This is a genomic window from Arsukibacterium sp. MJ3 (genome assembly GCF_000987765.1).
GTDB lineage: Bacteria > Pseudomonadota > Gammaproteobacteria > Enterobacterales > Alteromonadaceae > Alishewanella.
Genome location: NZ_LAHP01000002.1, coordinates 110,165 through 124,093, shown reverse-complemented (window position 1 = coordinate 124,093; position 13,929 = coordinate 110,165). Strand labels below are relative to the sequence as shown.

The 13,929-nt window shown below is 47.2% G+C and carries 10 protein-coding genes; 2 read left to right on the top strand and 8 right to left on the bottom strand.

Translation table 11 applies throughout. From position 1 onward, the window contains the following. Positions 1–123: 123 nt before the first annotated feature. From VT06_RS02025 to bfr (VT06_RS02000), 6 genes are all read right to left on the bottom strand, one after another. Positions 124–2,997: an insulinase family protein gene (locus VT06_RS02025; RefSeq protein WP_046552595.1), complete on the bottom strand. Its 2,874-nt coding sequence runs from the start codon at positions 2,995–2,997 to the stop codon at positions 124–126. 97 nt (positions 2,998–3,094) lie between these two features. Continuing rightward, positions 3,095–3,985, bottom strand: a complete 891-nt coding sequence (locus VT06_RS02020; protein WP_046552594.1) for a ZIP family metal transporter — start codon at positions 3,983–3,985, stop codon at positions 3,095–3,097. Between the two features lie 50 nt (positions 3,986–4,035). Further along, the gene (locus VT06_RS02015) at positions 4,036–4,899 is read right to left on the bottom strand and encodes a DMT family transporter (RefSeq protein ID WP_046552593.1); all 864 of its coding nucleotides are present in this window, start codon (positions 4,897–4,899) and stop codon (positions 4,036–4,038) included. A gap of 47 nt (positions 4,900–4,946) precedes the next feature. Continuing rightward, entirely contained in the window at positions 4,947–7,088 is a 2,142-nt protein-coding gene (locus VT06_RS02010; protein WP_082122426.1) for a S9 family peptidase, read from the bottom strand. 177 nt (positions 7,089–7,265) lie between these two features. Continuing rightward, positions 7,266–7,733, bottom strand: a complete 468-nt coding sequence (gene bfr / locus VT06_RS02005) for a bacterioferritin (RefSeq protein WP_046552592.1) — start codon at positions 7,731–7,733, stop codon at positions 7,266–7,268. Positions 7,734–7,735: 2 nt separating this feature from the next. Continuing rightward, on the bottom strand, positions 7,736–8,209 hold the full coding sequence (gene bfr, locus VT06_RS02000) for a bacterioferritin (RefSeq protein WP_046552591.1): 474 nt from the start codon (positions 8,207–8,209) through the stop codon (positions 7,736–7,738). 225 nt (positions 8,210–8,434) lie between these two features. On the opposite strand from bfr (VT06_RS02000), the gene VT06_RS01995 reads away from it, so the two are divergent. Continuing rightward, entirely contained in the window at positions 8,435–9,946 is a 1,512-nt protein-coding gene (locus VT06_RS01995; RefSeq protein WP_152658965.1) for a S10 family peptidase, read from the top strand. A 77-nt stretch (positions 9,947–10,023) separates the two neighbouring features. Continuing rightward, on the top strand, positions 10,024–11,394 hold the full coding sequence (locus tag VT06_RS01990) for an aspartate ammonia-lyase (RefSeq protein ID WP_046552590.1): 1,371 nt from the start codon (positions 10,024–10,026) through the stop codon (positions 11,392–11,394). A gap of 46 nt (positions 11,395–11,440) precedes the next feature. On the opposite strand, the gene VT06_RS01985 is transcribed toward VT06_RS01990, so the two are convergent. Together VT06_RS01985 and VT06_RS01980 are read right to left on the bottom strand one after the other, a co-directional pair. Further along, positions 11,441–12,328: an ABC transporter substrate-binding protein gene (locus tag VT06_RS01985; RefSeq protein ID WP_152658964.1), complete on the bottom strand. Its 888-nt coding sequence runs from the start codon at positions 12,326–12,328 to the stop codon at positions 11,441–11,443. 130 nt (positions 12,329–12,458) lie between these two features. Next, positions 12,459–13,832 carry a peptidoglycan DD-metalloendopeptidase family protein gene (locus VT06_RS01980; RefSeq protein WP_046552588.1) on the bottom strand — a complete coding sequence of 458 codons (1,374 nt, stop codon included), beginning with the start codon at positions 13,830–13,832 and terminating at the stop codon, positions 12,459–12,461. Positions 13,833–13,929: the final 97 nt, after the last annotated feature.

The window sequence follows — 13,929 nt, the reverse complement described above, 5'->3', positions numbered from 1 at the left end:
TTAAAGTGATTACTCAAACTATTTTATTATTGCCGCTATAAAATAGGTTTTAGCGCGGCAATTAACGCAGTGCCATTAAACAAAAAACGCAGCCTGGGCTGCGTTTTTGTTGGTGAAAATACCTTACTGCTTTTGCATCTGCTGGTGGAACTTGGCCACGTCCGTTATTTTGGTTTGACCGGGTATATCGGCAAACGGCTGATCGCGGAATGTAGTGCCGCGCATTTGTACTGAAATACGTGGCGCCTTGGCGTTTAGCATGGTTTCGCTATAAAAGGCTTTTACATCGGCCAGCGTGACATTTTCTACAGCGCTAATCAGCTGCTGTTTACTGTCGAAGCTGAACTTTTCACGATACCAGTCACTAATTAGCGGGCTTACTTCGTCCTGCAGATTTTTCGGTGGCTCTTTTAACGTGACTAAGGTGCTGGCTTTTAACTGCGCAAACGCTTCTTCGCTTAAGCCATCCAGCGCTTTGGCATATTGTTGTTTAAACAAGTCGAAGCGTGCCTGTATTTCCGCCACACTTTTTACCGGCGTCTGAATATACATGGCAAAACCAACATAATCTTCCAGCTGCATGGCGGCGCCGCCTACCGCATAAGCTAATTGCTCTTCGGTACGCAGCTTGTCAAAGGCAATATTACTAAAGTGTCTACGTAGCACGGTAGCACGCGCCAACTGGGCATAAGATGGCTCTGGATGAATATGCACATCCACTAAAGCTACGTCGGCAACATCAATGTCTTGTTGCACTACCAAGGTTTGCCCGGCACTGGGTTTCCAAAACGCGCTCCGGCTGTAAGGTAGTTCTGTGCGCGGTGTTGGCAGCACTTGTTTTATCTCGGTCAGTACCTGCGCTATGCTGGCTTTGTCATAGTTACCAAAGGCAAATAGCCGCAGCTGATTATTAGCCATGGTATTGCTAATAAAAGCCTGCAAATCAGCTGGTGTTAGCTGGTTTGCCGCGGCAATCAGTTGTGCCGTTTCATAGTTACCACTGCGCACTACACTGCTATAGGCGTTAAACGCCTGATAAAATGGGAACTGTTTGCCTTGATTTTCTAAACCGCGAATATAACGGTCTTTCGCTTGCGCAAAGCTTTGCTGATCGATACTGAGCATTAAACCGGCCAACGCTTGCTGTAACAGTTGTGGCTGCTTATCGGTGAAGCCGCCAATAGTCAGTGCCATACCGCTGCCTGGGGTTAAACGCAGCTGCATACCGGCGATAGCGGCCTCGGTTGCCAGGGCACTTTGTTGCAGGTTGTAGACATCTAGCCACAAGGCCAGTAGTACCTTGGCGTTAATATTTTGCTGTGGTGCATTGGTATTAAAGAAAATTTCTAATACACCCCGTGGCTGGCTGGCAAATTGCTGGCTAGGGTATAACCAGGCGCTAATACCGTCTTGCTGCAGCACAATTTCTGGTTTGTTCTGTGCCACCATCGGTTTCACATCAAAGTTTTGTGGTAATAAGCGATTCACCGCCGGTAGGGTTAATGCTAGCTGCGGGGTTTGCTGCCAGCGTTGCTGCTCTGCAGCGCTAATATCAACAATTTTATATTGGCCATCATAAAAATGCAGGCTGCTGTCATGCGGTTCTTGCTGGCTGATATACCACACCCGCAAATGTGCTGGTGTAAGTTGTTGCAGTACCTCATTAATAGCCTCAGCATCAAAACGCGAGTAGTAAAATGGTGCATTAATGGCATTACGGGCAGGTACTTTTTGCATGGCATCGGCCAGGTTAGACACATAACCAAATTCGTCGCCTTTTTCCAGAAAACGGAATTGGTTGTTCAGGCTGGTTTGAATTTCACTGAAATATTTACTGTCTACACCCTGCTGTTTAACCAGCGCAATGTATTGCATTAGCGTGGCGACAATACTCTCGCGATTTTGCATACCGGTATCGGTTAAATCAACGTCGATACTTAGCGAGCCATAGTTACCATACAAATCGGGTGAAGCACTGACATTAAGGTTAGAGATAAGCCCTAACTCTTTTAACTGCTGCGCTGGCGTGCCGGGCATTTCAGAGCCAAGCAAATAGGTAATAAACTCGTTTGGTTTTACCGCGAATTGGTCGCTGTTATTGCGAATGGTAAAATCTAACCGCAGCTGTTTTACATCTTCGTTCGGCAGATAATGAATACGTTTGCCACCAAGCTGGCTGAAGTCCAGCTCAGCGTTTACTTCAGGTTTAGCAATATTTTTATTTTCGATACTACTAAAATGCTTAATGGCCAGCAGTTCCATTTCAGCCAAAGGCAGGTTGCTTAACAGCGCCACTTTCATAATGTTGGCGGAGTAAAAGCGGTTATAAAATGCTACTGTTTCCGGGTGTAATTTACTGTCGGCTTTGTCACCCAAGGTTTCCAGATTACCAATTAAAAACCGGTTAGCCGGGTGGCTGCCCATCATGCTGCGCGATAGCTTGTATTGACCAAAAAAGTCCATTTCGCGGCGCATCGACCACTCTGCATTAACGGCGTTTTTTTCTTTATCAGTATATTCCGGATACAACTTCGGCGCTTTAAAAAAGTCAGAAAAACGGTCAAGCGCTTCGTCGTAGGCGCCATTGTTTACTTTAAACATGTAATTGGTAATGTCTAACCAGGTATAAGCATTTTGCGCACCGCCATTGGCGGTCATAAATTCGCTGTATCCTTTGGTATCAGGATAGCGTTCAGTGCCCAAAAACAGCATATGTTCCAGGTAATGTGCCATGCCCTGTTGGCTCATGGGATCTTGCAGCAAACCAACGCCGACGCTTAACGCCGCGGCAGATTTTTTCGCCTCGGGATCTGATACCAACATTACTTCTACTTTATTTGGCAAGGTCAATACTTTATAAGCGCGCTTATCATTGGGGCTAACCAGCACCTGCATTTGTTGCTGCATAGCTTGAGGATCTGACGACACGCTACGCTCGCCGGCACAACCGGTGAGTACCGCCAGTGTCATGGCACTTATAATCAATATTTTTTTCATGATACTCTCTATCGATAACGAATTTATTAACGCTATTTTAATGAAATGGCGAGCGGGCGACCAGCGCCACTACCAAAAGGAGTGTAATAAAATGTGTCTAGCCAAGTGCCGTATCAAGCAGCATCATCAGCACAAAGCCCAGCATCAGGCCATTGGTAGCAGCCAGCTCATGGCCTTGCCGATGCGATTCGGGGATCATTTCATGGCTTATCACAAACAACATGGCTCCGGCGGCCAGAGCCAGCCCCCAGGGTAATAACAAACTGGAGTCACCTAGTACCGCGGCGCCAATAACCGCCATTAGTGGTTCAGTTAAACCCGACAGTATTGCCATGCTAACCGCCAAAAGTCGGCTGTAACCCACGCTCAGCAGCGCCATGGCCACTACCAATCCTTCTGGAATATCCTGCACCGATATACCGACCGTCAGTGCCGTTGCAGCGGCAATATCACCACTGGCAAACGACGCGCCTATCGCCAACCCTTCCGGCATATTATGTAGCACTATGGCGAACACAAATAACCAGCTGCGGCGTAGCTTTAAACTCCGTAAACGGTCTTCTTCTTTAATAAAATGTTGATGCGGCACCAATCGTTCTATTAACAACATTAATGCCCCGCCAAGCAAAATGGCCAGTGCTACGCTGCCAGAACTGCGCCAGGGCGAAGCACCGCTGTCAATGAGTAACGCCAGCGCCGGTACAATTAACGAAAACATGCAAGCAGCCAGCATCACACCGGCGCCAAAGCCCAGCATAACATCATGCAGTTTTTGTGATAAACGCTGGAAAAATAACGCTGGTATGGCACCGGCGGCTGTTGCGCCGGCTGCAACCATGCCGGCGTAAAAGGCGTAACGTACATTTTGCTGCTGTTGCATCAGTAATATTAATTGCTGTACCGCATAACTGCTACCCAGTAGCACAATCAGTGCGCCTAACCATTGGCGGCCATTTAGTCGTGGTAGCTGCAACAACGTTCCTTTCATCTCTGCTCCTGTTGTTTCGGACTGAGCGCTGGCCTGTTCAGGCAGTTATTCTATTGGTTTTTGCCAGCACTTTTTGCCAGTACTACCAACGCAATACCGCCAGTAATGGCCAGCGCAGCCAGCCCTAAGCGCAGCGTTACCGGCTCTTGCAACAGTATTACACCACCCAGCGCCGCCAGCAAAGGCACGCTAAGTTGCACCGTAGCTGCCGTAGTCGATTTTAGCAGCGGTAAGGCGCTGTACCACATGGTATAGCCGATACCTGAGGTTACAGCACCCGATAGCAACGCAAGATAAACACCGTTGCGGTCTAATGCGGCCCGACTGATAAGCAGTGCACAAAGCAGTAAGGCCATTGGTATAGTAAGTATAAAGTTACCCGCGGTAACCTGTAGTGGATCACCCACACCTTTACCACGCAAAGAATAGACGCCCCAAGCCACACCGGCTAATAGCATAAGTAAAGCACTCCACAATGGCGGCGCAGATAACCCGGGTAACAACAAGCCTATCAGACCACTGCTTGCCAACATTAAACCCAGCCACTGGGTTTTCCCAAAGCGCTCGCCGTGCAACAGGCCATAGCCAATCATACTGGTTTGCACCGCGCCGAACAAAATAAGCGCACCAACACCGGTGTTTAACTGTATGTAAGCAAATGAAAAACCAGCGGCATAAACAAACAGCGCCAACGCAGATAGCCAATTACCGCTAGCCAAAAGGGTTCTCTGCTGCTTATCTCGGCGTAACAGCAGCAATAGCCAAAGCACCATCGCACCGGAAATCAGTCTGATCGCAGTAAAGCTGGCAGCATCTATTTGCGTGTGAGCTAGCGCGGCACGGCATAACAACGAGTTACCCGCAAAGGCAAAAAGCGCCAGCAGCGTTAACAATACAACACGGACATGGCGCATGAAAACCTTAACTTGATTTACTAATACTTAATTTACTAGCTGTTATTTTAGTGATCTATAGCCAACAAGTTCAGAATAAAGGCATACTCCTGAGCATGCTCTGCCAGCCGAGCAAAACGCCCTGACTTTCCGCCATGGCCAGCTTCCATATTGGTTTTAAATAATAATGGTTGCTTGTCTGTTTTATGGGTGCGTAATTTAGCCACCCATTTCGCCGGTTCAAAGTATTGCACTTGCGAGTCATATAAGCCGGTAGTGACCAACAATGCCGGATAAGCCTGTTTACTTAGCTGATCATAAGGCGAATAGGCCAGCATATAGTCGTAATAGGCTTTTTCTTTTGGGTTACCCCATTCATCAAACTCGTTAGTGGTAAGCGGAATAGTCTCGTCCAACATGGTGGTAACCACATCAACAAAAGGCACATGTGCTACTAAGGCCCGGTATTTTTCTGGTGCCATATTAGCTACTGCGCCCATCAATAAACCACCGGCACTGCCGCCCATACCGAATACTTTATCTTTGGCCACATAGTTATTGGCTACCAGGTAGTCAGTAACCGCAATATAGTCAGTAAAGGTATTCACTTTATTCAGCAGTTTACCCTGTTCATACCAATGCCGGCCCATTTCCTGACCACCGCGGATATGGGCAATCGCATAAACAAAACCACGGTCTACTAACGAAAACACGGTAGAGCGAAACGCCGGATCAGATGAGCTGCCATAAGAGCCGTAGGCGTATTGATACAGCGGGGCACTACCATCACGCTTAAAGCCCTTCCGATACAACAATGATACCGGCACTTTAACGCCATCGCTGGCCGTAGCCCATACCCGCTCTGTGGCATAGTTATTTTTATCAAAACCGCCCAATACCTCAGTTTGCTTTAGCAGCTGCTTTTCGCCGGTTTTCATATTTAAACGGTATACGCTGTTCGGCGTAGTTAGCGAGGTATAACTGTAACGCAACCATTCGGTTTTTTGCTCTGGGTTAACGTCAAAACCGGTCACGTAAGCCGCTTCTTCTGCAGCAATATAGAAGGCTTTATCGGGCGACTGCCAAGGCATTATCCGGATCCGACGTAAGCCGTCGCTGCGCTCATTAATAGCCAGGTAATTGTCGAACAGTTCAATGTCCTGAATAAATACCTTGTCGTTGTGCGCTACCAGCTCTTGCCAGTTATTGCGATCGCCAATGTTGTTAGCGGCAACGCTCATCAGACGAAAGTTAGGGGCATTCCAGTCGGTATTGATCACCCAGCGGCCGTTAATGTGGTTAGCACTGTATTTAAAATCACGTTGACGCGGCGCTAATGCCATAAAAGCACTTGCGGGTTTAGTAGCATCCTGTACCAGAATTTCATCAGATACTGTGCTACCAGCGTTAATCATCACATAGTTATCATCGCTGCTGTTGGCCACACTTAAGAAATAACTGTTATCTGCTTCCCGATACAGCGCCATTGCCTGCGCTGGCGAATTACCGAGCTTATGTTGCAATACCGTGGTGCTTAACAGGGTAACCGGATCATTCTGAATAACATATAACGTTTGGTTATCGGCTGCCCAGGCCACGCTGCCCGACAACCCACTAAGCTCATCGGGTAAATCGTTACCAGTACGTAAGTCACGAATTTTAAGGGTATACTGGCGCCGGCCACTGTTATCTTCTAAATACGCCAGCAAGTTTTGATCCGGGCTAACCTGCCAGTTCGCTACCTGATAAAAATCTTTGCCAGCGGCAAGGGTGTTAACGTCCAGCATTACTTGCTCGGTGCCGTCTTTTAGCGCTTTTCGGGCATAAATCGGGTATTCCTTGCCGGCTTCATAACGGCTGTAATAACTGTAATCGCCTTTACTATAAGGAACCGAGCTGTCGTCTTGCTTAATACGACCAATAATCTCACGGGTTAACTTATCAGTTAACGGCTGGTACTTACTGGCATAGGCAGTAAAGTAGTCGTTTTCTTGGTGTAAATAATCCAGCACTGTCGGCGAACTGCGACTGTCATCGCGTAACCAATAGTAGGGGTCTTGCCTATCGCCATGTGCTGAGCTCACCGTAAAAGGCTGTTGTATCGCAATGGGTGCCGGCTGCTCTGCCGCAGCAAGCCAAAAACTACTAACACAGCTGGCCGTCAGCAACAGCGACAGCACATTGTTATGAATAAACCTGTTTTTTTGCATAGCCGGAATCTTTTGCATAGATAAGAAATTTTCAATTAAAACGCGTAGCATTACGTTAACACGCCGCCGCCGCGGTTAGCTAAACCTGAAAACTTTAAAGTGTAAGCGAGTGTAATAAAAAGCCGGCCCTTAACAGGTGCCGGCGGGTAGTAGGCTATAACAAGATAGAAGTTGGCGCTACAGTTGCGATTGCAGGTAATTTGGCAAACCCAGCATGGTAATTAGCCGCAATTGCTGCTCCAGCCAATGGGCATGATCATTCTCGGTATCGTCTAGCAACTGCTGTAACATGTTACGCGTAACATAGTCTTGTTGTTGTTCACACAATGCCATGGTTTTTTTCAGTAGTTTGGCCACGGTGTATTCTACGTTTAAATCGTTTTGCAGCATGGCAGGCACGTCTTTACCCACCTGAATAGCGTCACGATTGGCCAGATCAGGGGTGCCTTCTAAAAAGATGATCCGCTCAATTAATTTAGACGCATGACCTTTTTCATCATCAAATTCATGGTCAATCCGCTCGAAAAGCTTGTGTAAGCCCCAATCGTGATACATACGAGAGTGAATAAAGTACTGATCCATTGCAGCTAATTCGTTTGCTAACAATGTGTTTAATGCCGCAATAACCTGTTGATTACCTTTCATAATTAATCACCTCCTAACTGAGCTTGCAAGTAATTCGCCAGGCTCATAACACTAATTTGATATTGCTGGGTTTCTAGCCAGTCTAAGTGCTCTTCTTCGTCTTCCAGCAGCTCAGTTAACATATCGCGGCTAACGTAATCTTGCTCGGTTTCACACAAGGCAATAGCATCCCGCAGTATTGGCAGTTGTTCGTGTTGAAAATCTTTATCGCATTGCAGCATTTCTTCAGTATCTTCACCAATGCGCAATTTACCCAGAGCCTGCAAATTGGGTAAGGCTTTCAGCATTAAAATCCGTTCAATTAATTGGTCTGCTTGTTTCATATCCTTAATCGACTTTTTATAGCAAGCGTCATTTAACGCTTTCAGGCCCCAGTTTTTATAAATTCGGGCGTGTAAAAAGTACTGATTAATTGAGGTGAGTTCGCTAGTAAGTACTTCATTTAACTTACTAAGCACCTTAGGGTTACCTTGCATAGAGCAGCTCCAATTGATTATAGCTATGAATATAGCTTAGGGCATGTAGTAATATTTAGCAAAAAAACATTTAAAATCATAATATTAGTATTAATACGTATTCGCATTTTCATCAAGCCAATGGCCAGATTATCCCATAAATCTGTTACCAGTCGCATCGCCGATCGCAGCAGCAGCCGTTATCAGTTACATTACAAGTAACTATAGCAACCAAGAGCGCTTTTTATGCTTCGTTTTATTAAAATTAGCGGTTTAGTCGCCGCCCTGCTAAGTGCCAGCTGGCAGCTGGCCGCCGAGCAAATTCAAATTGACGCCGATAACGTGGTCATCACTGAGCATCGTACTGACATAAACGGTAAACGGGTTAATTACAAGGCCCACACAGGTACCCAGCCGGTATGGGACAGCGAGGGTAACCCTACCGCCACGCTGTTTTACACCTATTACCAGCGCACCGATATAAAAGATACCGCTCGGCGACCATTGCTTATTTCATTTAACGGTGGCCCCGGCTCGGCGTCGGTATGGATGCATGTGGCTTATACCGGCCCAAAATCGCTAAACGTTGATGATGAAGGCTATCCCATTCAGCCATATGGCGTTAAAAGTAACCCGCACTCGGTATTAGATGTTGCCGATATTGTATTTGTAAACCCGGTTAATACCGGTTATTCGCGGGTACTACCAGACAAAGATGGCAAAATGCCCAGTAAAGAGCAGCAGCAAAAAATGTTTTTTGGCACCAACGCCGATGTTACCTACCTGGCCGAGTGGATTAATAGTTTTGTTAGCCGTTATGAGCGCTGGAGCTCACCCAAGTTTTTAATTGGTGAAAGCTACGGTACTACGCGGGTCGCTGGCCTGGCACTGGCATTGCAAAACCAGCAATGGATGTACTTAAATGGCGTGGTACTGGTGTCACCTACCGATATTGGCATAGAGCGCAATGGCCCGGTAAAAATGGCGAACCGCTTACCCTACTTTACTGCCACTGCCTGGTATCACAAGGCGCTGGCTACCGATTTACAGCAAAAAGATTTATACGACATATTGCCTGAAGTAGAAGCCTTTACCCTGAATCAGTATCTGCCGGCGCTGGCTAAAGGCAATATGATTAGCGATAACGAAAAACAAGCCATTGCCGAGCAGGTGAGCCGTTATTCTGGCATTAGCGTGCAAAATGTGCTGCGCAGCAACCTGGACATCAGCACCAATTACTTCTGGAAAGAACTGCTGCGCGACCGCGGCCTAACCGTTGGCCGGCTAGACTCACGCTATTTGGGCCTGGATAAAAACGACGTGGGCGACAAGCCAGATTACAACGCCGAACTGACGTCCTGGTTACACTCGTTCACGCCGGCCATTAACCATTACCTGCGCACTGAGCTAAACTATAAAACGGACATTAAATACAACATGTTTGGCCCGGTGCACCCATGGGACAGAAGCAACGACAATACCGGCGAAAACCTGCGTCAGGCCATGGCACAGAACCCCTACCTGCAGGTGCTAACCCAGTCTGGCTATTATGACGGCGCCACCAATTACTTTGATGCAAAATACAATATGTGGCAGTTGGACCCGAGCGGTAAAATGAAACACCGCATGAGCTTTAAGGGCTATCGCAGCGGCCATATGATGTATTTACGCGCCGAAGACTTGAAAAAGTCGAATGACGATTTACGCCAGTTTATTTTAAACGCCCTACCGAAAGAGGGTGAGCCGGCGAAATACTAAGTTATCGGCCTTTGGCCTTGAGAAGCACCAAAAAGGATCCCATGCTATAAGCTCAGCCACAAATAAAGGAGCCAGCAATGGCAACCCGAACTGAACACGATAGCATGGGCGAACTGCAGGTGCCTGCCAAGGCGCTATATCAGGCACAAACTCAGCGCGCCATTAATAATTTTAAGCTAAGCCCGCTTACCCTGCCGCGGGCTTTTATTCAGGCGATACTGCAAATTAAAAAAGCCGCTGCCGTCGCCAACAGCGAACTGGGCGTATTAGACACGGCCATTGCCAAAGCCATCATCGACGCTGCCGAACAACAACTGAACGATACTGATATGCAGCACTACCCTATTGATGTGTTTCAAACCGGCTCCGGCACCAGCAGCAATATGAATGTCAATGAGGTGCTGGCCACCCTGGCCAGTAAACAACTAGGCCAACCAGTTCACCCCAATGATCACGTTAATGCCGGCCAAAGCAGCAACGATGTTATGCCAACCGCCATTCAACTGAGTAGTGCTTTGGCCATCCACCACCAGTTAATACCGGCACTGCGACATATTCAGGCAGTATTGGTGCTTAAAAGTCAGCAAGTGGGTGATATTGTAAAAACCGGCCGCACCCATTTAATGGACGCTATGCCCGTGCGCTTTGACCAGGTATTAGGCGGTTGGCAAAGCCAGCTGGCCCATGCCGAGCAATTGTTGCAACAGCAACTACTCCGCCTGCAACAGTTAGCTCAGGGCGGCACCGCAGTAGGTACCGGCGTAAATACTCACCCGCAATTTGCCAGCCGTTTTGCCAGCCAACTCAGTAGTAATGTTGGGCTTGACCTAAGCGCCAGCAATGATTTTTTCTTTAATATTAGCTCTCAAGACTTAGCGGTGGCGTGCTCTGGTGCCTTAAAAACACTGGCAGTGGCGCTAATGAAAATAAGCAACGACTTGCGCTGGATGAATTCCGGGCCACTGGCTGGCCTGGCTGAAATTGAACTACCGGCACTACAACCTGGCTCATCCATTATGCCGGGCAAAGTAAACCCGGTGATCCCGGAAGCCGTCGCCATGTTGTGTGCACAGGTCATCGGTAATGACACCACGATTACCGTTGCCGGCCAGTCGGGTAACTTTGAGCTGAATGTTATGCTGCCGGTTATTGGTTATAACCTGTTGCAAAGCATTGAATTACTGAGCAACGGTTGTACCGAACTGGCCGATAAAGCCATTAGCGAATTTAAAGTTAATAAGCCCAATATTGCGCAGTCGCTGGATAAAAACCCTATTCTGGTTACCGCATTAAATCCAGTAATTGGCTATGAAAAGGCAGCCGAAATTGCCAAGCAGGCCTACAAAGAACAACGCCCCGTGCTGGAAGTTGCGTTAGAACAAACTGATTTAAGCAAAGAGAAACTACAAGAACTGCTTAACCCGGCCAGACTCACGCGTAACAGCTGACACGCTAAGGTGGTGACGGCGCTTATAAACTAGACGCTGCATTGGCTTATTCTTTAGCCTTCCACACACGCTCGCGTAATAACTCACGATATGGACCAGACGCTGAATCATCATTAAACCATAGCCCAAGTACTCTTAAAAACTCTGGGTCTTGGCGAATCTCGGGTAGCACACGGTTGATTTGTTGCACTACTGCTCTTCCCCATTCGGTATTGGTACAGCCAATAGCACCTAAAACATGCTGACCTTGCGTTTCTGCAATGTCCAAAAATACCAAATTGGTAGCGTCATTTTCGGCTACATCAAAATTGTGCAGAATTTGGTAATCAAGGGTGAAATCAATTCGCTCCATTTTAATCATAGATAAAATGGCTACCGTAGCATTCTCACCTGTGTGCGCTACCCGGGTAATATCACTTTGCACCGCTTTATCTAAGATACTTTGTACCGCGGGATAATGCCGGCCATCGGGATAGCCGAAACGAAAACTCCGGTCGGTAATTAAACTTGCAAGGCGAACCGGATTACCATGCCGCGCTTGCATTGCCAACGATTTTTCTTTGGTAGTAATAATGCCATGCGGATAATAAAAGTGGGTTGGATCGCTTTGAATCGTTTCGCCAGGTACTGGTCGATAAATCATGCATGGAAAGCATTGGTCTACTTCGCGTTGAAACTGCTGGCGTATTCGTGTTTGTGGTAGCACAAATCTGTTAGTTGACAGCTCAGGTAAGTGGGCATCGACTACATCGATAAGGACATCACAAATTCCCTGCCCGGAAAGCGGGCCAGTTAAGATATGAAATGGTGGCGCTGTGTTAATCACCCAATTAATTGAGCTAATGGCGTTTGGCTCACGATCTTGCGCTATGCTGGGCATTAAGCAGTTAAGTAGTACGCTGACCGTTAATACAAAATTTCTCTTAAGAGTCACTTTTCGTCCCTCGACTGCATATATGGCTGCAGAACGGCAGCCATATATGCAGTCTTATCAATAACAGCGACTGGAGTTGGTAGTAGCGTAAGAGCTTACCGAATTAACTTAGTATAGCTTGGTACGGTAGTTAATTCCTACTCAGTGCACCAGCAACCTTTAATTGGGCTGGGTTAGTGACTGCACTAACAGTGCTAGGTTGCTGCATGTGCTCTGTCATAAGTTTAACTTTGTCGGCAAAGGCAGTTTTGCTATCATCAGGCACCGGCCGGGCTAGCGGAATATTTGCTGTAATCGGATTAACTGGCCGGTTATTAATATGCAATTCGTAATGTAGATGTGGCCCGGTAGAGCGGCCGGTATTGCCAGATAATGCAATACGCTGGCCCCGGGTTATCCGTTGGCCACGTTTTACTAAAAAACGATCTAAGTGTAAATAGCGGGTTTTAATGCTACCAAAGTGCTGTATTTCGATGTATTTACCGGCAAAAGGATGATTTTCAATCCGGGTAACTACCCCGTCAGCCGGCGCCAATACCGGGGTGCCGGTTGGTGTTCGGAAATCAGTTCCGTTATGCGGTGATACCCGCTGTGTTATTGGATGCAACCGTCGCGGATTAAAAGCCGAGCTTACCTCGAACCGCCGCTGCAGTGGGTAGCGGGAAAACGCGCGCTCCAGACTGTCCCCTTTTTCATCATAAAACTGGCCATCGCTATGCAAAAAAGCGCTGAACGTCTGCCGTCGGTTTAAAATACGCACCCCTTCAATCCGGCTTAAACCGGTACTCGTCTCACCAACAAAATTATTGCTACGCATCACCTGTAATGCGGCTCCAGCTTGAATATCCCGTTGAAAATTCAGCCGCTCCCGGAACAGTTGGTTAATACTGGCGATATCAAAATCGGTCAGCCCGGCTTGTTTTGCCGACAGATAAAAACTACCATTGATCTCACCTTGCAATATAGTACTTTGCCAATGGCCATCGTCCAGTAATTCCTGATAGCTAAAGTCACCACTTTCATCTCGTAAATACACTATTCGCTTACCGGCATGAATATATAACTCCATGCTATGCAGTTGCAGTTGCTCATCTAACTGCAACGTCAGCCGATTTCCCGGCTGTAAAACATCTAACGCCAGCAACGACTCATCAGCCGCCATAATGCGTTGTACCACACTGTAACCAAAACCAAACTGCTGAAAAATCCGGCTTAAGCTATCACCCGAGGTAATAGCATAAGTTTTCAGGTAGGGGTTTTCAACAGGCTCTGGCTGCAGCCATTGCTGCCAGCGGGTCAGCCAGCCATCTTCAATAAGCAGGTAGTTTTGCCGGTGGCTTAGCATCACCCCTTCAGCAAACAACAATGATGATAAATTTAAATTCGTGCTGCGCGGCTGCGGCCAGACAAGCAGTATTGCTAATAGCGAGAAACACAACACAATCATGCGCTGATGAATTGGCGGTAGTTGTTGCCGTAATTGCTGATAATAATTCAATATCATTTACTACACTTGTACTTTAGAGCTGACCGAGCCAGCAAGATAAAAAAGCCATTATGGCAAAACTTCACTAAGAATACACATTAAGTATACCGTCACG